Origin of the sequence: Micromonospora sp. NBC_00362 (assembly GCF_026342155.1) — a bacterium.
In the GTDB taxonomy this organism is placed as follows: Bacteria; Actinomycetota; Actinomycetes; order Mycobacteriales; family Micromonosporaceae; genus Micromonospora; species Micromonospora hortensis.
On sequence record NZ_JAPENH010000002.1, the window covers coordinates 208,259 to 226,796 of the forward strand.

21 protein-coding genes are annotated in these 18,538 nt (G+C 67.0%); 10 read left to right on the forward strand and 11 right to left on the reverse strand.

Annotated elements, in window-relative coordinates:
* Window positions 1-30: 30 nt before the first annotated feature.
* Together OG992_RS32900 and OG992_RS32905 are read right to left on the reverse strand one after the other, a co-directional pair.
* Window positions 31-2,583: an excinuclease ABC subunit UvrA gene (locus tag OG992_RS32900; RefSeq protein WP_266305405.1), complete on the reverse strand. Its 2,553-nt coding sequence runs from the start codon at window positions 2,581-2,583 to the stop codon at window positions 31-33.
* Between the two features lie 148 nt (window positions 2,584-2,731).
* Complete coding sequence (locus OG992_RS32905) at window positions 2,732-3,157, reverse strand: pyridoxamine 5'-phosphate oxidase family protein (protein ID WP_266305406.1); 426 nt, start codon at window positions 3,155-3,157, stop codon at window positions 2,732-2,734.
* Here OG992_RS32905 and OG992_RS32910 point away from each other — a divergent pair.
* Entirely contained in the window at window positions 3,134-3,400 is a 267-nt protein-coding gene (locus OG992_RS32910; RefSeq protein WP_266305407.1) for a hypothetical protein, read from the forward strand. The genes OG992_RS32905 and OG992_RS32910 overlap by 24 nt on opposite strands.
* A 454-nt stretch (window positions 3,401-3,854) precedes the next feature.
* On the opposite strand, the gene OG992_RS32915 is transcribed toward OG992_RS32910, so the two are convergent.
* The 3 genes from OG992_RS32915 to OG992_RS32925 form a co-directional block, all read right to left on the reverse strand.
* Window positions 3,855-4,271 (reverse strand): hypothetical protein, encoded by a 417-nt coding sequence (locus OG992_RS32915; RefSeq protein WP_266305408.1) that lies wholly within the window; start codon window positions 4,269-4,271, stop codon window positions 3,855-3,857.
* A gap of 143 nt (window positions 4,272-4,414) precedes the next feature.
* The gene (locus OG992_RS32920) at window positions 4,415-5,560 is read right to left on the reverse strand and encodes a hypothetical protein (RefSeq protein ID WP_266305409.1); all 1,146 of its coding nucleotides are present in this window, start codon (window positions 5,558-5,560) and stop codon (window positions 4,415-4,417) included.
* Complete coding sequence (locus OG992_RS32925) at window positions 5,557-6,129, reverse strand: RNA polymerase sigma factor (protein ID WP_145780037.1); 573 nt, start codon at window positions 6,127-6,129, stop codon at window positions 5,557-5,559. Before OG992_RS32925 ends, OG992_RS32920 begins: the two co-directional genes overlap by 4 nt.
* A gap of 590 nt (window positions 6,130-6,719) precedes the next feature.
* Here OG992_RS32925 and OG992_RS32930 point away from each other — a divergent pair.
* Window positions 6,720-7,145, forward strand: a complete 426-nt coding sequence (locus OG992_RS32930; RefSeq protein ID WP_266305530.1) for a hypothetical protein — start codon at window positions 6,720-6,722, stop codon at window positions 7,143-7,145.
* A 76-nt stretch (window positions 7,146-7,221) separates the two neighbouring features.
* On the opposite strand, the gene OG992_RS32935 is transcribed toward OG992_RS32930, so the two are convergent.
* On the reverse strand, window positions 7,222-7,632 hold the full coding sequence (locus OG992_RS32935) for a hypothetical protein (protein WP_266305410.1): 411 nt from the start codon (window positions 7,630-7,632) through the stop codon (window positions 7,222-7,224).
* Window positions 7,633-7,774: 142 nt separating this feature from the next.
* Between OG992_RS32935 and OG992_RS32940 the strand changes: the two genes are divergently transcribed.
* Window positions 7,775-8,158 carry a cyclic-phosphate processing receiver domain-containing protein gene (locus tag OG992_RS32940; protein WP_266305411.1) on the forward strand — a complete coding sequence of 128 codons (384 nt, stop codon included), beginning with the start codon at window positions 7,775-7,777 and terminating at the stop codon, window positions 8,156-8,158.
* Window positions 8,159-8,776: 618 nt separating this feature from the next.
* Here the strand turns inward: OG992_RS32940 and OG992_RS32945 are convergent.
* Complete coding sequence (locus OG992_RS32945) at window positions 8,777-9,541, reverse strand: ATP-grasp domain-containing protein (protein ID WP_266305412.1); 765 nt, start codon at window positions 9,539-9,541, stop codon at window positions 8,777-8,779.
* A 158-nt stretch (window positions 9,542-9,699) separates the two neighbouring features.
* Here OG992_RS32945 and OG992_RS32950 point away from each other — a divergent pair, with 158 nt between their 5' ends.
* The 4 genes from OG992_RS32950 (at window position 9,700) to OG992_RS32965 (ending at window position 11,812) form a co-directional block, all read left to right on the forward strand.
* On the forward strand, window positions 9,700-9,861 hold the full coding sequence (locus OG992_RS32950) for a hypothetical protein (RefSeq protein ID WP_238684360.1): 162 nt from the start codon (window positions 9,700-9,702) through the stop codon (window positions 9,859-9,861).
* Window positions 9,862-9,886: 25 nt separating this feature from the next.
* The gene (locus OG992_RS32955) at window positions 9,887-10,393 is read left to right on the forward strand and encodes a hypothetical protein (RefSeq protein WP_266305413.1); all 507 of its coding nucleotides are present in this window, start codon (window positions 9,887-9,889) and stop codon (window positions 10,391-10,393) included.
* Window positions 10,394-10,822: 429 nt separating this feature from the next.
* A complete protein-coding gene (locus OG992_RS32960) occupies window positions 10,823-11,269 on the forward strand; it encodes a PH domain-containing protein (RefSeq protein WP_266305414.1) in 447 nt (148 codons plus the stop codon).
* An 87-nt stretch (window positions 11,270-11,356) separates the two neighbouring features.
* The gene (locus OG992_RS32965) at window positions 11,357-11,812 is read left to right on the forward strand and encodes a hypothetical protein (RefSeq protein WP_266305415.1); all 456 of its coding nucleotides are present in this window, start codon (window positions 11,357-11,359) and stop codon (window positions 11,810-11,812) included.
* Between the two features lie 560 nt (window positions 11,813-12,372).
* On the opposite strand, the gene OG992_RS32970 is transcribed toward OG992_RS32965, so the two are convergent.
* A complete protein-coding gene (locus OG992_RS32970) occupies window positions 12,373-13,413 on the reverse strand; it encodes a DUF808 domain-containing protein (protein ID WP_266305416.1) in 1,041 nt (346 codons plus the stop codon).
* Window positions 13,414-13,625: 212 nt separating this feature from the next.
* Between OG992_RS32970 and OG992_RS32975 the strand changes: the two genes are divergently transcribed.
* Together OG992_RS32975 and OG992_RS32980 are read left to right on the forward strand one after the other, a co-directional pair.
* Window positions 13,626-13,907 (forward strand): hypothetical protein, encoded by a 282-nt coding sequence (locus OG992_RS32975; RefSeq protein WP_266305417.1) that lies wholly within the window; start codon window positions 13,626-13,628, stop codon window positions 13,905-13,907.
* A gap of 418 nt (window positions 13,908-14,325) precedes the next feature.
* Window positions 14,326-14,853: an SMI1/KNR4 family protein gene (locus OG992_RS32980; protein ID WP_266305531.1), complete on the forward strand. Its 528-nt coding sequence runs from the start codon at window positions 14,326-14,328 to the stop codon at window positions 14,851-14,853.
* A 27-nt stretch (window positions 14,854-14,880) separates the two neighbouring features.
* Here OG992_RS32980 and OG992_RS32985 read toward each other — a convergent pair whose 3' ends face one another.
* Window positions 14,881-15,957 (reverse strand): cellulose binding domain-containing protein, encoded by a 1,077-nt coding sequence (locus tag OG992_RS32985; RefSeq protein ID WP_266305418.1) that lies wholly within the window; start codon window positions 15,955-15,957, stop codon window positions 14,881-14,883.
* Between the two features lie 374 nt (window positions 15,958-16,331).
* Between OG992_RS32985 and OG992_RS33955 the strand changes: the two genes are divergently transcribed.
* Entirely contained in the window at window positions 16,332-16,937 is a 606-nt protein-coding gene (locus tag OG992_RS33955) for a GNAT family N-acetyltransferase (RefSeq protein WP_353962160.1), read from the forward strand.
* Between the two features lie 241 nt (window positions 16,938-17,178).
* On the opposite strand, the gene OG992_RS32990 is transcribed toward OG992_RS33955, so the two are convergent.
* Window positions 17,179-17,535 carry a hypothetical protein gene (locus tag OG992_RS32990; protein ID WP_266305419.1) on the reverse strand — a complete coding sequence of 119 codons (357 nt, stop codon included), beginning with the start codon at window positions 17,533-17,535 and terminating at the stop codon, window positions 17,179-17,181.
* A 510-nt stretch (window positions 17,536-18,045) separates the two neighbouring features.
* Complete coding sequence (locus OG992_RS32995) at window positions 18,046-18,477, reverse strand: hypothetical protein (protein ID WP_266305420.1); 432 nt, start codon at window positions 18,475-18,477, stop codon at window positions 18,046-18,048.
* Between the last annotated feature and the right edge of the window lie 61 nt (window positions 18,478-18,538).

Genomic DNA, 18,538 nt, shown 5'->3' on the forward strand with positions numbered 1-18,538 from the left:
GGCCGAAGGGCGCACGCTTCCGCACCGATATCAGGCATGGACGCTCCTCCTCGACTGGTGGCTGGACAGGGGGGCAGCACCCGCCCCGGCCCCTGGGCGGCGCAGGTCTTCACGTATCTCCAGGAGCGGTAGGCCCGCCGCGTACCGCCGGAAGAAGCTGGCGGTCGGGGTGTCGGCTGTCGCGACGGCCTCCGGGGCGCCCGCCGCGACCACCGCGCCCCCATCCGGACCGGCTCCCGGCCCAAGGTCGATCACCCAGTCCGCGGACGCGGCGACGGCTATGTCGTGTTCGGCCACGACGACGGTGTTGCCCGAGTCCAGCAACACGTCGAGCGCGTCCACCACACGCTGGATGTCAGACGGGTGCAGGCCCGAGACGGGCTCGTCGAGAACGACGAGACCAGCCTTGCGGCTCGCAGCACCGCGTTGGATGGCGGACGCCAGCTTCAACCGCTGCGCCTCGCCGCCGGACAACTCTGTGGCGCTCTGCCCGAGTTGGAGATAGCCGAGCCCGACCTGGTTCAGAGCTCCCAGGGTTTCTGCGAGTTGTCGGGGCTCGGCGAACCGCTCCACGGCCTCGGCGACGGTGAGCTCCAGGACTTGATCGATGGCCAATCCCCGGTACGTAACCTCCAACGCATCCGGCTTGTAGCGGCGGCCCTCGCACGCGTCGCACACCACCCACACGTCGGGTAGGAAGTGCATGTCGACCAGTTTTCGGCCATAACCGGTGCAGGTTTCGCAGCGGCCACCGCCTGCGGTGTTGAAGCTGAACCAGGAGGCGTCGACCCCGCGCCCGCGCGCGATGTCGGTCTCGGCGAACAGCTTGCGGACGATGTCGAACGCCTTGCTGTAGGTCGCCGGGTTGGATCTCGGCGTCCGCCCGAGCGGTTCCTGATCGACGACGGCGACCCAGCTGAATCCCTCGACGCCGGTCACCTCCCGCACCGCGTCGGTCGCCGTTCCGTCCAGGGCGGCCCCCACGCTCGCCCCGAGCGCGGCGAGGAGGCTGCTCTTGCCGCTGCCGCTCACGCCGGTCAGGCAGGTGAGCCGACCGGCGGGGAACCTCACCAGGCTCGCGGTCACGTTGTGCGCACGCAGGCCGTGCAGCTCCACCCAGTCGGTGTCGTCCCCGGCCGGGCGGCGGGTCCGGTGCAGCCGCGGCCCTTCGCCGGCCAGATAGCGCCCGGTCAGCGACGTGGGATGAGCGGCCACGTCGGCTGGAGGCCCGGACACGAGGATCTCACCGCCGAATCGGCCGGCGCCGGGCCCCATGTCGATCACCCAATCGGCTCGGGCGATCAGCTCCGGGTCGTGCTCGACGAGGAGTACGGTGTTGCCGGCCTCGCGCAGCTCCAGGGCGATGTCGAGCAGGTGTGCCTTGTCCGCCGGATGCAGCCCGGTGCCGGGCTCGTCCAGGACGAAGATGATGCCGCTCAGTTCGGTGCTGAGCTGCGCGGCGAGTCGGGTGCGCTGCAACTCACCCCCGGACAGTGTCGCTGCGCTCCGGGACAGTTGGAGATGGGCCAGGCCGAGCCGGTCAAGGATTCCGAGCCTGCGGCCGAGGTCCTGCAGCAGCGGTTCGCCCACCTCACGCTGCCGGGCGTCCAGCTCATCCGCGACGCGTTTAGCCCAGTCGCGTACCTCCCGCACCTCCACCTCGAGCAGGTCGGGGTAGGTCAGTCCGCCGAGCCGCACGGACCGGGCCACCTCGTCGTATCCGCTGCCGCCGCAGGTGCCGCAGGGCTGCTTGCGCAAGTACGGCAGGTAGCGCTGCTTGGCGCTGGACGTCTGGGCGTTCACGAACACCCGCTCCACCTCGGCGAGAGCGCCCCGCAGTGGCTGGCTCGAGGTGTAGGTCACCAGGGCCCGCTCATTCCTGTTCGTCATGTCGACGGTCGCCTCGATCTTCTCGTCACCCGTGCCGTGGAGCACGCAACGGCGGAACTCCTCGGGCAGCGACTGCCACGACCGGCCGAGGTCGACGCCCCGCTTCTCGGCAAGCGCCGGGACGAACACGTGTTCCCCCGACCGCCATTTCGCGTACCAGGGCGAGGCCCCCTCGAAGAGCGGAAGCTCCGGGTGGGTGATGACCAGGTCCTCCTGCGCCTGCCAGCGCCCGCCCACCCCATGGCAGTCCGCACAGCTCCCTTCCGGCGTATTGCGGTCGAAGTGAGCGGTCGTCAGATGCTCGTTTCCACTCCCCGCCGCCGGGTCTGCGCCGATCCCTGGAAGGCGCGAGTACAGCAGCCCCAGGTGCCCGTCGATGCCGGTGATCGTTGCGACGGTGGAACGGGGGTTACGGTTCAGGCGGCGCTGGTCGACCGCGAGCGTCGCGCCGAGGCCCAGGATGCGATCGACCTTCGGCCGGTTGCGCTGCGTTATGTACTGCCGTACAAAGGGCGAAAGCCCTTCCAGATACCGTAGCTGGGCTTCGTTGTGCAGGGTGTCGATGGCCAACGAGGTCTTGCCGCTGCCGCTCACTCCGGTGAAGGCGACGAGCTGTCCTTTGGGAATGCTGACGGACACGTCCCGCAGATTGTTGGTACGAGCCCCCACCACGTCGATGGTGTCGCGTCCCATCCTTGCGACGCCCGATCCGATTTCAGTCAACCTTCGTCCACCCTCTCGCCCACGCGCTTCACCGCAGGTCGCCGTCCAGGGGACCTGCGTCGATGCCTCACCGATCTCTCATGACGTGGCTGGTCCCGATCCGGCCACTGCTGGGGGATCAGGGCTGGGACAGCGCAGTGAGCTTCGCGACGTCGGGCGCGTAGGCGGCCATCCAGTGCGGTTGCAGCCGGTAGTAGACAACATCGTTGTCCCAGTCGAAGAGCTCCTCGCCATAGAAGTCCTTGAGGTACGCGAGCAGGTCCGGCCAGTCCTCCGCCGGCTCGCCGTCTTGGGGGTTGAGGATCTCGGCCCTGCCGTGCGTGAACACGCCCAGGTCCTCACCGCGCATATGCGCGGCGCTCACGGCGGGCCGCGCCGAGAGGTGGCGCGCCTTGGCCGAGTCGCGCGCCGTGCCGAAGAGCCACTTGCCGTGCAGAAAATGCCCATCGACACCACTGATCCGCGGCTCGCCCTTCGCCGTCACTGTGGACAGGGCGACGGTGCACATGCCACTGAGGACGTGGGTGAGCTGCTGCGCGGTCAAGGTGCGCTCGGTGCTGATGATCGAGCGGAGGTGCGAGGTGGAACGGGACAGGGAGGCATCAAGGAGAGCCTGAAGCCCGGTGAGTTCTTCCGAAGTTTCGCGCACGAAAGTCCTTATCTGTTCGTATCTATCCGAGTTTCCGGTTTACGCCGCACCATCGGCGTCGACCAGCAACCCATGCTCGACCCAAAACCTGACACCTTGTGTCTTGATTTCTTCATCGGTTTCGCGCACACCACGTGAACGGCACACCCGAACTGACGACACTCGCAGGAAGTCCTGCCGGTCGACCTACCCACGTCGGCAGACCCGAGGCCCCGACGACGGCTCGCCGGGCGCGAGTGGGATGCGTCCGCCGCGGGGGTCGACGTAGGCGTCGCGGGCCACCTCGACGTCGACGACGTGGCAATGGGTCACACCGGCGTGATGCGCTGGAACGTCCGCGGCAAATGGGTGGTCTCCAAAGGACATCACCCATGAGTCACTCATCGACGACGCGACCTTCGAGCAGGCCCAAGCGATACTGCAACGACGCGGACGGGGAACCGGCGGACAACACGTCCGACAGCGCACCCGCAACCCGTCGGCCCAGTGGTTGTCACCAGCGAGGCTAGGTGGAGAGGTCAACGGACATCTTGCGGTGCCGGTGCGGCTGACCTTCACTTGCCAGCCGAGCGCGGCAGAAGCCGGATCCTCACTATGCGACGCCGGGGGTGGGGACACCGGTCCGAACCGCCTCGATAAAGCCATCAGGTGCCAGGTAGCGATGCTCTTCAACGTAGTGGCCGATCAGCACCGGTGCAGCGAAGTTCGTCCCGTCCACTCCGGTGAGCCAGATCTCGCCATTCCCGCGCGCAACATCGGGAGCTTCATAGAGCCGAATGTCGGCCCGAATCACACGCAGAGGCTCGACCGCTGCCTCGCAGAACTGGCAGTAGTGATACCCACGCATGAGCCGCACTGGTCTGGCACCGAGCCTCACCAAGCGATCTCGAACGTCTCGGGGGCAGGCTCCTGCAGTAAAGGACATGCTCGAATCCAGCCAACCAATGGCAATGGCGTCCGGGGCGCCCGGGTAGTAGTCATAGGGCGCCAGGTCCGGGATGTACGTCACGCGTCGATCATCGCAATCAGGCACGGGCCGCGCGTACAAACAAGACGACGGTGCGGGCCGCCTGGAGGCGGCCCGCACCGTTACCGAACGCCGGGCCGTGTTACGCCCGTCTGCCGGAATGCTGGCGGATGGGAGTTCCCGGCCTACAGGTCGGCCTTCGTCACGCGGGAAGATTCGTACGTCGTGGAGGCCTGCGGGAGGCCCGGCACGGTGGAGACGTCCTTGACCAGCATGCCGGTCTTGGCGTCAATGGTCAGCACCTCGCTGCCCTCGCCGCCGAACACCTCGGGGCCGGCGGTGATCGTCAGCGTGGCCTTGCCGTGGGTGGTCGAGTTCTTGACGCTGACCGCGGATATGGTGGACAGCAGACGCAGCACACCGGCCCGGACCTGCGTGTTGCCGTCGCCAGCGGACAGCGCTTGGGTGCTGTACGTCCACAGGGCGTTGTCGAAGTGCCGCTGTACGGCCTGGGGGCTGTACGGCTTCGGCTTGGCGTTGCCGCCCTTCTGCTTGATGATCACCTGAGCGGCCGCCTGCTGCTTGTCCCACACCGCCTTTTGCGCCGCGGGGTCGAGGCCCACCAGCGGATCCTTGGCTGCCTTGAGCATCTGGGTCCGGCCGTCGGCTGGGCTGCTGTCCGCTGCGGCGACGGCTGCCTTGAGGAGCGGAGCGTAGCCGCCGTCCGTCATCTGGTCCTGGTGACGGGCGACCGCACGCTTGATGTCCCTCACGCTGTTGCCCGTATAGATCGCGTGACCGTCGGTGTACAGCGTGTATACGACCTGCATGGTCTTGCTGCCGTGGACCTGCGTCGCCTTCACCAGCCACGCGTCGCCCGCCGACGGGGTGACCGTCTTGATGGACCCGGCCAGGGTCATCAGCGGCGCACGCTCGGCCGACCCGTCGACGGTGGTCGAGCCCGAGGTGGCGGCTGACGAATCCTTGCCGGCCTCCATGCCCCCGGTCGCCGGCGAGTTGAGCACCACAGCGACGACTGCCGCCGCGGCGGCAACCCCCACCCCGGCGCCGATGCCCAATCGGCCCGCGATACCGATGCGGCGGCGGCGCTGAAGCGCCGGGCTGGATTCGTGGTCCCGCGTGGTTGTCGTCGTTTCCATGGTTGAAGTCGCCTCCATAGTCGTGTCCGCCGCTGATATCGCGCCCAGCAGCCGCACGGTTCCGGGGTCGGCCATAGCCGCCCGCAGCACCGCCCGCGCCCGCTGATACGCCTCCGGGCGTAGTGGTTCTGCGCTGCCCAACGCACCGACCAGATCGAGCTCGTCGGTCATCGGTGTCTCTCCTTCGCGCTGTTGCGGTCCTTCAGAAGCGCGGACACCCCCGGGGCGTCGCGCAATGCCGTCCTGGCCTGGCTCAGCAGCCGCCGCGCGGTGCCCGCCGGTATGCCGAGTGCCCGCGCGGCGTCGGCTGCGGTCAGGTCCTCCCAGGCGACGAGCCTCAGGACCTCCCGCTCTTCGGGTTTGAGCCGCGTCAGGGCCGACCGGAGCACCGCCCGGGCGTCCACGCCGAGGTCCACCGCCGACCACGGATCCCATCCAGTAGCCACGTCCGGCACGTCCGCGACCAGGTCCTCGGCGGGCCGGGACCGCCAGTAGCGCCGCAAGCGATTCAATGCCACCCCGTACAGCCACGGCCGCGCATCGTTGTACGACCGGTCGTACGATCGCCGCGACTCGAACGCCGCAACCCAAACCTCGCCCAGGAGGTCCTCAGCCGCATCCCGCCCAGCCCGGCGAACGAGGTACGAACCGACGGCGGCCTCATGACGCTCGACCACCTCTACGAAGGCGTCGACATCGCCATCCAGCGACCGGCCTATCAAATCCGCATCCGAAGCCATGGCCCTCCTCGGCAAAGTCCGCGCTTCACCCTGACATTGCCGATCAGGCGGGGAAGTGTTCAGGCCCCGAGGTCCGACGGCAAGTGGTCGCCCAATAGCGACCTCTCGGCGGCATGAGCGGCGGCGGCGCGGTCAGCGTCGGGCCCAAGCGTGATACCCAGACCAGGGCCGAGCGCCGCGCCCTACCGCCGTGACCTGCGCGCACTCCCCTGCCAGGGTGCATAGGGCACTGTCAACTGCTGCCCGTGGCTCCGAAGCACTCCGTTGTCTCAGTCGGCTTCCCCCAAACCGGCTCGAGCCAGACCGGTGACCACCGACTGATCGTGAGCTGGCACCCCTAGACCAAGCTGTTACCAGCGATGGCTTCAGCGCCCACATTGGTCGCTTGGAAGCACCGTCACGGACGCGGCGCCCTACCAGCGGCATTTGCGGACAACAGCTGGCGAGGCTGGCAGCTTGTGAGTCATGGTTGCGTGGTGATCACAGTCCAGCGGGTGCGGGTGCGGTGGAGCGCAGCGGCACGCGGCGCTCAGCACGCCAACCTCCGCCGTGGCCTGAACCGGCCGGTGCCACTTACTGCCTCACTACCGATGTGCGACGTGGCCGTCCACGAGGTGTTTTATGACGAGGCGGCCGGCTACGTGCGCCACGACGAGGTGCTCAGTGGGGGCATAGAGCGAGCCCGCGACGTGGGCTTGTGGCTCACCATGGAGGGTTCCACGACGATTGTTGATCGGCTACCCGGCCGTGCGGCATATCCACGCGACCGTGGCACGGCCCGCCTGTTCACACTCTCTCCGGGGCAGGTGGGCCGCTACCGGGCCAACTTCCGGTTCACGTTCACTCAGTGCGCCTGCAACCCCAGCTGGTTCTACGAGGATTGGGTGGTGCACGTCGGCAACGGCCCACTAGAGCCCAACGGGTTCATCCATCGCGAGCCGGACCATGATGCCGACAACCGCGTGCATCTTTACGGCGGATCGCTGAGGCCGACCGCAGGCAGCCCGCACCGATAGGACCGGTTGGAGCGCGGCGACAGCGGAACGCGTGCCCAGCCGCCGCTCGTGTCTGCTGACGGTCTGGTCCACGGCGTCAGAACCAAGTCCCTGGGCGGGCGAGTCGCCACAGCCGTCCACGCCAGCGCGCACGCTGAGGGTGCAAGAAGAGCTCGATGTCCTCCAACGCGTCGGTGGCAGTACCCCTAACATGAGGCCGGACACGCCGTTCACGCAAGGCTGCGACGACGCGCCCCTCGTCGAGTCGACCGTAGACCCTTGCCAGGTGTCCAAGGCAGGTGGCGGCGAGCGCCTGCACCTGGTGGTCATTGTGATCCAGCAGAGCCAGGTAGAGATCCTGCGACCCTTTCCAATCGCCGTCGCCGTATAACGCGCACTCCACCATGGCATTCAGGACAGCGCCGATGTCTTCGCGATCGAGAGCAGTCCGCACATCGGCTGGCGTAGCCGACGGAGGATTGTGAAAGGTGTGATGCTGGTGGCTCATGCCTCATATCTTCGATCACCGCCGCTGTCAGCCACCATCCGCTCATCGGCATGAGCGGACGTCGCCCGGCTGATGACTGGGAGCACCATGACTAACATCTTCGGATCCACCGAAAGGGTCTCCCGGCAGGCATCATCATCGTGTGAACGCCCGCCGAACGATCGTCATGGTTGATGACCTGCGTTCGTTTGTGGATGGCCGTATCGCCGAGGTGGCCCGCACCAGCGACGCCGGAGTTGAACTCCTCGGTCGGTACCGGGACCGGCGCTTGGATGAACTGTGGCTGGACCATGACCTCGGCGGGGATGACACGATCTGGCCGGTCGTGGAGGTCCTGGAACGGGCGGCCTTCGACAAACGCCCCCTTGACGTCGGTGTCATCAACGTCCACTCCGCCAACCCGGCCGGCGCCGCGAAGGTCGCCCTGGTCCTAAGACGCTGGGGGTATTACGTCCGTGTCGCGTCGGGCTCAACCGAGGTTGGCTATTTCGACGGCCAAGCAGTGAACCGCTCAGCTCCTGGTTGATTCCTGCGAGGCCCCGATCATCCGCAACAGGGTGCCGCCGTCATGCATCGGTGGAGCTTAGACATGGACAAGGCACGCGACCACCGCGAACATCCGCCCATCGGCTACATGTTTCATTGACCTGCGACCGTGGCCCGGCCAGGCTTCGGTCGAGGCGCCCGGGCTGTCGCTCTCATTTCGGCTGCCCACGCTGGTCGTGTGGCTCTCATTTGGCCTGCGCGGCCCGGGCGTCGCCCCCAGGGCGGGGAGAGGCTCAAGAGGGGTTTGATCGGCTCGAAGTAGCGTTGCCCTCCCGGCTCGACAACCCAGGTGGATCGAGCATCGGAGGACGCGTTGAGTGCTACGTCAGATCGTGTGGTCATCGGTATGGACCCGCACAAGCGCTACGCGCCTACTTCGGCCGGAAGAAGACCACCGGCAAGACGTCGATGGAAGCGATGCGGGCGGGAGGACAACGGGAACGACAACTGGCTCCAGCGTGACCGACTCGCATCCCCAAGCCGGCTCTTCGGAGAAGTCACTTCCCGGACCCGCCGAGACCCGGGATAGAACTCTCCTCCCGGCGGTGTCCTGACACAGAGGGGAGCCAGATCAGTACACCGGTATGGACCTGCTGGCTTAAAGCGCAGCGGTCGGCTGAGGCCGTCGGATGAACTGTCTGTCGCGGGCGGTCACCGAAGCCGTTGGGCTGGCCGCTCGGAGGACGACATCGAGGACCAGGTCTGGATCCGCTACGTAGGCGCCGCTGGCCCATGCGGCATTCGCCTCGATCACGGCCCAGTGGCCATCGACCAGTCCTACGTCTACGACGATGGCGGAGGGCAACGTGTGCCCATATCCGGCGATGAGATCGGTGCCGAAGGCTAGCGCGTCGGGCGACGGAGGGCCGAGGTGCAACCGGCTGTGCGCGGCGTACTGGCTGCCGGTGTGAACAACACCGTCGAGCAGGTGCAGCCGGTACTCGGCGGTGAAGTCGACGATGTCGCTGACGAGCACTGGAGTCTGCCGGTCGACAGCGTCCGGGCCGGGCAGGCGGGAACCATCGGTGTAGATCATCGCTGGGATGTTCTTGTCGTTGGGCGACTTGATGAACGCCGGTCGACGGAGTTCGTAGGCCTCGCCAATGGCGACCATAGTGATCTCGCGGCCGGTGAGTTCACGAGGAAGGCTAGTCAGCCAGCCAGGTTCAGCCTCCAGGGGCGCGATCCCGAGCACCGGTGCGACGACGTCGACGAAGCTCGGTCCCGCGTGAAGGTGATCAGCACGCATCCCGGCGGGTACTTCGAAGGTGTGCAGCTGGACGGTGCGTAGTCCGCGTCGATGAGCGGCGTCGCGCAAGCTCTGAGCCGAGGCTGTCAGGCGCGGCGGCAGGACGAGTGTCACGGCCGATGATCCTGCCTGAATACACCGTCGCAGTTACAGCGGTTTGCTGCTCGTCGGCGACCTCGACGATGAAGACGCAGAGATATCCTCTCGAGCATCTGTTGGAGGAGGCGTCAATGGGATTGTCTGGCAGGGATTGCCCTGACTGTGGTCGGCGCATGAGCAAGCCGTTCGAGAAGACCATCACCGGCCGGCAAGTTTGCCCGGACTGCGCGAACGCCCTGTTTATGGGCTCGGCCGCTGGCACGATCACCGGCAACGTCGGTTCCGGATACGGAGTGTGGGCGATGCTCATGCGAAAGATCCGACACTCCGACTGACCCCGATTGCTGAGAGCATCGCATCATGGGCATCGCCGGATTCCGCTCGAACATGCGTAGCCTGATCGGGCTGGCGGCCGTCTGCCTGGCCGTCGCGGCGGTCATCAGCGTCGCCCCGAACCCTGCTGTACCTGAGCGCGACTGGCAACCACCAGCTGGCTATGTCCTGGCCGACACGGTCTCGCTCGACGACGAGCACACGTTACGGCTCTGGACCGGGCCGTCCGGCTGGTATGTCGAGAGCATGCTGTCCGGTCGGCACCAGGCAGCCGTCGGAGCAGGCAGTGGCGGCGACCAGTCCAGCGTGAGTGAGGTCCTCAATGGGCTAGTGGGCCAGTTGTCCCTTGCTGGCGCGACGGCCGTCGCGGTCGGGTCGCCTACACCTGTGCGCGCCCGGGTTCACTCCGGAGTGTTTCTCGTCTCTACGTCGGTGATCCGATCGACCGATCGGGCAGTTCCGGTGACGCCACTCGACGTCAACGGAAAACCCCTCGCTCCGGAGACTCTCGTAGAGGTCGCCGGCCGCGGCTGATCCCTACGATCCAAAAGTTCAGCACTCGTAGCCCAACGGATGGTGATCATGGGCTGGGCTGAGGCACTCAGTTGGTGGGTTCGTGGGGCAGGCACCAGCCGCCGAGTGCCTGTCGTAGTCCGCACAGGAGGATGCTCGCCGCGATCGATGTCGCGATCGCGATGAGCAGACCCCCGTACCACCGGTCCCGTGGGTCGCGGCCGATCGAGTCCGCCGGGGGCGGAACTGCGGGCTGCCGGCCAGTGTTTGGTTGGCGCCAGCACTGCTCCCGCAGCCGCATCGGTCGATCGGGCAGCACGCTCACGATCGCCGCGCCTTGTCAGCGGAAGATCCGTGCGCCGATCGTGCCGACGATCTGGTGGTCTCCAACGCCGCAGCCGGACTGGACTACGCCATCTGGCCGGACGTGCCTCCGTAGCATGTTCCGCCATGCACCGCATCGTCATCAGGCCACGCATCCAGATCCCGGCCCTAGTCGTGATCTTCGCTGTATGGACCCTGCTGGGCATCACGTACTTCACCTCCGGGAACGTACTGGCCGAGCGCGACTCGTTCGGCATCGTGCTGGGAGGCCTACTCGTCACGAGCGGCATGGCCGGAATCTGGCGAGCTCTTCGACTCGGCGTGGTAATCGGCGAAGAGGGTGTCCGTGTCCGTGGCTTCGACAGCCGTGACCAGGTCACACCGTGGAGCGCGATCCAGTCGGTCGACTGCGTACAGATCGACGTACGGGGAGGCTTGCCGCTCTACGCTCCCGTCCTGCGTCTCGGCGACGACGCCATGCCGCTATCGGCGCTCGGCTCGTATTCACGGCAGGACGCCGAGCGCAAGGCCGCACAGCTGCGGAGCCTCAAAGCCAGCGCCGCGCGTTCCTGACCGAGACGCAGAGGCGGGCGCCCGACCAGCGGCATGAGAGTGCGCTTTGGGTCAGCCCTGTGGGCGCCGATCGCGTACCTTGCAGGCATGCCAGTGGCATCCGCCGACGCGCTGCAAGCTGCGGTCGCTACCCCGCCAAATCGTCGCCTCGCAACGATTGCGTTCTCCCTAGCGCTGGTCGCCGTAGGGCTGGTCGGCGGCTTCGGGGCGGCCAAGCTTGCCGACGATCCGAACACCGCCAAGCCGGAGCTGCTCGTTGGGACGGTCACCTGGTCGAACGACCAGACCAGGTCCATCGCCTTTGAGGAAGACGGGGCCTTACAGGGCCCTCTCGATGGCGACACGATCTACTCAGTAATCGCCGAAAGCTGGCAGGACGTGAGCGGGACACTGCACAACGACGGTACCTATCCAACCTGCCTGGCCGGCGACAAGGACGACCCCGTCTCAGAGGACCGGCACCGAATCGAGCTTGAGGTCCTACACCGGGACACGGGCGATCAGCCACAGCACATCGTCGTCCACGTCCACTGCCTCGATTGATGGCATGAGCCGGGCCTGCGCTTCTGGCTTAACCTCGGCCACGAGACCGGCCCAGAGTGATCGTTTGGTGACACCCACTCAGTTCGACATGAGCGGACGCCGCTCGACTGACGACCGGGAGCAAACGGGCCGACCTCTTCGGGTCCGCCGAAGAGGTCTCTAGGCTGAAGGGCCCGCTCAGGGCGTTGCGGGTGGGATCTGCGCCTCGAATGACGGAACTGCGGCGGAGTCCAGCAAGCTCACCCGCAACGCTCCACATCGATCTGCAGCATGCCTGCAGACGTGGCCTTAGGCGAACCGAGACGCCGGCCGAGGCCAGCCATCCCGGAACGACACGCCTGACCACTTCGACCTCTACTGGGAGGTCACGCCGCACCGCTCGACCTCCATCACCGGAGGTCAAGGCCCCTCCTCTCTCCGGCATCGGTGAGCACGCCGCGGCCAGGAAGAGCGCGAAGGGCCGCAGGCCGGCCCGGGACGACCCGCGCAGCTCAGCCGGGTTGAGCGCGGCTCGGCACCAGGACGCCTGACCGCGTGGTGGAGTTGCGGTGATTTTGTGGTCAACCGCGCGGCGCTCGGTCCGCAGGAGCGTCGCGACGCCGAGCTGCACGGCTCGGGGGTGCGGGGATGGTGCCGTCAGCACGAGTCGTGGCCGCCGCAGCAGTCGCAGTCGCAGCCTTGGATGTGCGGCGGTGGAGCGTGAGAGTCATGACGAGCACGACCAGCGCTCCGACGATCAGCCCGAGGATCGCGCTGGCCACCGTGTTGACGAGCCAGCCGACGAGCCCGCCGAGAACACCCGTGGCGTCGTGGGCGGCGACCTCCACGTGGTGCACGGCCTCGTACAGGAAGTGCAGGTTCAGCTCGTTCGTGCCTAGCAGCAGGATGTGCCCGCCCACCCACAGCATCGCCGCGGTGCCGACTACCGTCAGCACGGTGAGGACCACCGGCATCGCTCTCACCAGACCGCGGCCGAACGTGGCGACGGCGCCGGAACGTTGCGACAGGCGCAGCCCGGCGTCGTCCATCTTCACGATCAGGGCCACCACGCCGTACACCAGGACGGTTATGACGACGGCGACGACAGCCAGGATCGCCAGGCGGGACCAGAACGCCTCATCGATCACCTCGTTAAGGCTGATGACCATGATCTCCGCCGAGAGGATCAGGTCGGTTCGTACCGCCCCAGACACCAGTGTCGTCTCGTCCTGCACCTTCTCCTCGCCCGCGCCGGAGGCACCGTGATGGGCGACCTTGGCCCACACCTTCTCCGCGCCTTCATAACAGAGGTAGGCGCCGCCGAGCATGAGGATCGGAGTGAGCAGCCAAGGCACGAACTGACTGAGCAGCAGCACCGCCGGCAGGATGATGAAGAACTTGTTGCGCAGCGACCCCACGGCAATGCGCTTGATAATCGGCAACTCGCGCTCGGCCGCCAGGCTCCGCACGTACTGCGGCGTGACGGCAGCATCGTCGACGATGACACCCGCAGCCTTGGCGCCGGCCTTCGCGGCGGCCGCCCCGATGTCATCGATCGACGCGGCAGCGGCCCGGGCCAGCACCGCCACGTCATCCAGCAGGGCTACGAGTCCACCAGCCAAGGGAGGGTCCTTCCAGGGTTGCGCAGAATTCGAACTGGCCCATTCTCGCTCAGGTCCCCGCGCGCGGCATGTCACCGCCCCGTCATGTCAACCGATGCGTGGTCTACGTGTGAGCCGTCTCCGTGTCCGTCAACAAGCAGCGGCGCGCCTGTTGCGGCGCTGCTCCAGCAACGTGGCGCGACCCGGCCTATCCCGGTCACGACGACTGGGCGATGCTCGGCGCCGGCGCATGCGGGGCGAGCCCGGTGCATGTCGAGGCGACGCCGATCCGCTTCGACGTCGCCGTTCCCGGCGAGCTGCTCGGTGCGCTGACCTGGCGCAACCGACGCGGAGAACAGCGCACCTTGAAGACGGCGAGGCGGCGTCCGGGTGCCTCGGATTCGACGAGCCGTTTCGTCAGCAGCGTCGAGCCGAGGTCGGCCAGTTGCCGGTCGTCCCAACTGTTCCAGCGCTACAGGTTCGGGTTCGCTCGGTCCGAGCCCACGGGCGACTGAAGGCTCCGCAAGACGTAGACCTGGTTGACCTCCGTCGCCTGGTGCGTGCCGCCGGCTTGGGGTGGGTCGCACTCGCTCCCATGTTCGTCACCAAGGGCTCGATGGCCAAGGCGCTGGATGACGCCCTAGTCTCGCCAGATTCCGTCGGTCGCGAGGTCATGTCCCACATAGCCAACTTCCGGCCACGTACATAGGAGTCGCCAGTAGGAGGGGGTTGTTGTCAGTGAACTTGCTCCGGCCCGAGTGCACGTGACCGGCCCGGATGAAGGCCCTACGAGGTGCCGATGGTGCTGGGGTTGGACCCTGCGAAGCTGTAACGCTCGGCGCTGGACGACGGGTGTCGACCAACCAGCCCCCGAAGCAGATACCTCGGCGCGCCGCCACGGACAGCGCTGAGAGCGCAGCGCTGCCGTTGTTCCTGCAACTGGTGCTAAGCGACTACCGTCATCGGGTACTCGATCCCACGATCGTCTTCGACACCTCCGGTCCGCTGGAAAGCCCGCTCACAGACGAGGTTCTGCGGGAGGTGGAGGCGCAGCTTGGACGCAAGCTACCCGCTGCGTACATCGACCTGGCCCAGCGACACAACGGCGGGGTGTTGGCCCGTGACGCCCACCCCTCGCCCAGCCGAACCTCGTGGTCCGCAGACTATGTGGCTGTGTACAGACTGGCGGCCACCGGTCGGACTGCTTCCTTCAGCCTGTGCGGCGAACTCGGGAACGCGTTCTGGATAGCGGAGTGGGGCTACCCCGACCTCGGCCTCTACATCGCAGACTGCCCCTCAGCGGGCCACGACATGATCGCCCTCGACTACCGATTCCCCGGCGAGCCGACAGTCGTACACGTCGACCAGGAGTGGAACTACCAGATCACGGTCATCGCCCCCGACCTCGAGACGTTCCTAGGCGGCCTCGTCGACGAAAGCGGGTTTGATGGAGACGATTGATCGCCCGCTCGGCACCGGGCCGAGGCGCTAACGGATGGTGAAGGTCAGCGGGTTCGAGATGCCGAGGCCGCCGTGGGAATCGTGGACCCGCACGGTGAAGGTGGACGACGTGCCGGCCGACAGGGCCGTCTGGAACTGGTAGCGCTGTCCGCTGTCGGTCGGCGTCACGGCCAGCCGGGTTGCGCCGAGGTAAAACTCCACCCGGCTGACGAGGTCACCGGGATCGGTGTCGGCGACGTCGGCGACCAGCGTGACGGTCGTCGGCTCGAGGAAGTAGGTCTGCCCGCCGGGGGTGCTCAACGCCACCGCCGGCGGGTGGTTGGTGCCGGTGGACGCCGGCGTCACCACCGTGACCAGCAACGGTGGCGCAGCGCCAGGCAGCGACTGGTCGGTGCCGGCCGAGACGTACAGCACGAAGGTGGTGCTGGTGCCGGGCTCCCCGATCGGTGGTGTCCACAGCGCCTCGAACCGGTCACCGGCCGTCCTCACCCCCCGGGCCACCGTGACGCCGTCCACCCGGAACGACACCGAGGTGATGCTGTGTCCGCCTCCCACGGTCGCGGTCGCCGCCAGCGGGACGGTTCCCGGCGTGGTGTACACCGCGCCGGCGGTCGGGCTGAGCCAGGTGACGATCGCCGGGTAGTCAGCGACCGGCGGTGTGGCCGTCCGGGTCGGCGTCACGCTGGGCAGGACGCCGCCGGTGCACGTGACGCCGTTGAGCGTGAACGACGCCGGTATGGGGTTGCTGCCCGACCAGACGCCAACGAAACCGATGTTCGCGGAGCCATTGGTGCCCAGGGTCGCGTTCCAGCCCAGATTGGTCGCGCTGACCTGCTGGCCCGCCTGCGCCCAGGTGGCGCTCCAGGTTTGCGTGAGCCGCTGGTCGACTGCAGGGAACGCGAACCGCAGCGTCCACCCGTTGACTAGGTCACCCAAGTTGGTGACCGCGATGTCGGCGTGGAAACCACCGGTCCACTGGCTGGTGACGACGTAGTTCACCCGACACCCGGCCGCCGCGTTCGCCGCACTGGCGTGTGAGATCGCGGCCATCATCGCGACCATGGCAACAGCGATGGCGGCCACAGCAGTCAGCGACTTCCGCATGGCACACCTCGCCGTAAAAAGATGAACGTCAATGAATATGTCGACTGTCCTGCTGCTCCGCCTTCCTGTCAAGGCACGCACGGCAGTCCTGCCGCCGGCAGGACAACGGACAGCCCGCCCATGGCTGATCGGTAGCGGCCACAGCGCCGAGCAGGCAGAAGAGTGGATAGCGCAGCTTCCCGCCTAGACCGCGACTGACCGCCAGGTCCTGGACGACTTCGCGTCAAAGAACGCAACGAAGTGGGCGGCTAAGTCCCGGCATAAAACCGAGCGCCGGGTACGCGACCCCGCAATGTGGACTGACGAGTGGGCTGATCACCAGACCGACGGCCATCAGTCAGCCCCGAGCCACAGCGCGGGGGCACCCTCGTGAGGTGGGCGCCGGCGCCGCTCTTCCGCCACAGTGGAAGCCGGCCGACACCGGCTACCTCACGACGACGACCTACCGGGCCGATTCCGACACAACTCCTCCATCGCCGTACACCGCACGGCTTCAGACCTCCGGCGATGTTGTCACCGCTATCATTCTCGACCCCGAGGGGCAGGTCGCCGCGTCCGGCAGGCTCACGACCGCCGACGCGTTCGGGATCGTCGACCAGGTCGAAACCGCACCTGCACACCGGCGCCGCGGACTGGGCAATGTGGTCATGCGCTCGCTCGCGCCGCACGCCCTCCGACTCGGCGCGGACACCGGTGTCCTGGTCGCTACTGACGACGGTCACCGTCTTTATCGAGCTCTCGGATGGACAGTACGCACACCTGTCGGGGGCCACGAGCAATGCTGCAAGCAGCGAGCCCTGACCACCTCGGTATCCCCTGGAAGGTCACACCGCACGCTTGAGCGCATCACAGCAGGTCAGGGAACTCGTCTAAGCCCGGCGTCGGTGAGCACTTCGGACGCGGTGACCACTTCGCCAACCTGCACCCAATCTGCTCCCAGTTGCAAGGCCAGGCCAACCAACGACTCCTTACCTCCTTGACCTACGCACACTCCCTGCCAGGCGACATGGAAGCATGTCGATCGCAGTCGAGAACCGCAGGGCACTCCGCGGGAACCAGGACGCCGCACCCACTCTGACCTGCGGCAACATGGAGACGCGGGTAAGGGTGGGTGCAGTTGAGGGCTGTTCGGCGCCGTTGTACGCGGTTCAAGGCCGTTCAGGGCACCCTGCTGCTCCCAGGCTGCTCCCCCTATCCGGGCCAGCACCGCCTCCTTGTAAGTCACAGGCAGCACCAGCAGTACAGATCCTCGCCCGCATTCCGGGCGCGCTGAGCACGGGCGGCAACCTTTTGGATCACAGGCAGCGTCTCGTCGTCAGACGGTGGCCCACTCCACGCCAGTTCCTCGATCCGCCCCCATTGCGCCGACAACTCCAGCACCTGGGCGTTGCTGATAGAGGCGAGGGTGTCCCGCGCGGCCCGGTCGAGCGACATCAGCCATGGCCCGTCCTGCTCGTCCCCGCTCCACAACAACTCAAGGTCGACCAGGCTCACATCCCAGTCGACCTGTCGAACGAAGCTCACCAGCTTCCCGAGGGTCACCGTCGGCTCGATGCCCTTCAAATCAACCACATCCACAGCTACGCCGCCGCGCGGCTGACAGCGAACGGTCCGCCCTCGAAATCCGTCATCAACCCGACAGCCGCAGCGTCGTCCTTGGCCCGGAAGTAGTCGTACAGCACACCCATGGCACGCACTCCACCACAGGGATACGACAGCTGACGCCCCCACATCTGGGGGTACGCCAGGATGCTTCTGGCGGGTCAGCCTGGACCTGGTCTTCCCAGACCACCCGCGCTCGCCGACCGAGACCAGCGTCATCGCCTGGCGGCCGGCTGAACGATGTCCGGGCCGCCGGTGTGCGGCGTCGGGAGGTAGCCGGGTAGGGCTCCGGTAGTGCCGCCGCGCAGCACAAGCGCGGCCAGCAATGGCTGCTCCGCGCCTGGCAACCCGTCGACTACAGAGCCAACGCAACAGCCGAAGACGATGTGGTCCTCAAGGCCTACATGCCCCGCAGCTTCCCCAAGGATGGCATCGATCCAGACCTCGCGAACCCCGATCGCCGTCGCTCGGACCGCGTCTGGTTACTCAGCAGGACCGATGCCCTGAGCCACCGCGCACGGTCGGTGGCATGCCCGGGCGGATCCTCAGACGCAACGCGTAGTCGTGCAGTTGAAGACCCGGGCGATCGAGCGCCCATCCTTTCGCCGCCGCCCCAACCCGGTACCGCGGCATTGGCCTGCCCGCGACGGTTTCGATGTGGGGTGAGGTGACCGCTTGCAAGGCTTTCCAGGCCATGCCAGCCAGAAGGACGAAGTCCCGCCGTATGCAGTCGGCTTCGTCTTCAGGGAACCACTTGAACGCCAGCCTGCCCGGCGACATCGCCTCGGGCCGTTCAGCCGTTGCCCGGTACCGACCGCCGGTAGAGGCGAGCACAGCCTCGTCCGTGGTCACAACGGAGGTGCGCAGGTACTGGATGAGGGGACCCACGGTTTCGCCGTCACGACCGAGCAGCCGCAAGAACGCCTGCGTGCGGTCGTGGCACATCGCAACCGGCAATGAGTCGTGCAGCGAGTTGCTC

What these genes read in the sequence shown, in the direction of transcription:
- OG992_RS32900 (WP_266305405.1), bottom strand. Translation starts at nt 2,583, where the DNA reads ATGGGACGCGACACCATCGACGTGGTGGGGGCTCGTACCAACAATCTG.
- OG992_RS32920 (WP_266305409.1), bottom strand. Translation starts at nt 5,560, where the DNA reads ATGACCGACGAGCTCGATCTGGTCGGTGCGTTGGGCAGCGCAGAACCA.
- OG992_RS32925 (WP_145780037.1), bottom strand. Translation starts at nt 6,129, where the DNA reads ATGGCTTCGGATGCGGATTTGATAGGCCGGTCGCTGGATGGCGATGTC.
- OG992_RS32930 (WP_266305530.1), top strand. Translation starts at nt 6,720, where the DNA reads ATGTGCGACGTGGCCGTCCACGAGGTGTTTTATGACGAGGCGGCCGGC.
- OG992_RS32935 (WP_266305410.1), bottom strand. Translation starts at nt 7,632, where the DNA reads ATGAGCCACCAGCATCACACCTTTCACAATCCTCCGTCGGCTACGCCA.
- OG992_RS32950 (WP_238684360.1), top strand. Translation starts at nt 9,700, where the DNA reads ATGAGCAAGCCGTTCGAGAAGACCATCACCGGCCGGCAAGTTTGCCCG.
- OG992_RS32955 (WP_266305413.1), top strand. Translation starts at nt 9,887, where the DNA reads ATGGGCATCGCCGGATTCCGCTCGAACATGCGTAGCCTGATCGGGCTG.
- OG992_RS32960 (WP_266305414.1), top strand. Translation starts at nt 10,823, where the DNA reads ATGCACCGCATCGTCATCAGGCCACGCATCCAGATCCCGGCCCTAGTC.
- OG992_RS32965 (WP_266305415.1), top strand. Translation starts at nt 11,357, where the DNA reads ATGCCAGTGGCATCCGCCGACGCGCTGCAAGCTGCGGTCGCTACCCCG.
- OG992_RS32975 (WP_266305417.1), top strand. Translation starts at nt 13,626, where the DNA reads ATGCTCGGCGCCGGCGCATGCGGGGCGAGCCCGGTGCATGTCGAGGCG.
- OG992_RS32985 (WP_266305418.1), bottom strand. Translation starts at nt 15,957, where the DNA reads ATGCGGAAGTCGCTGACTGCTGTGGCCGCCATCGCTGTTGCCATGGTC.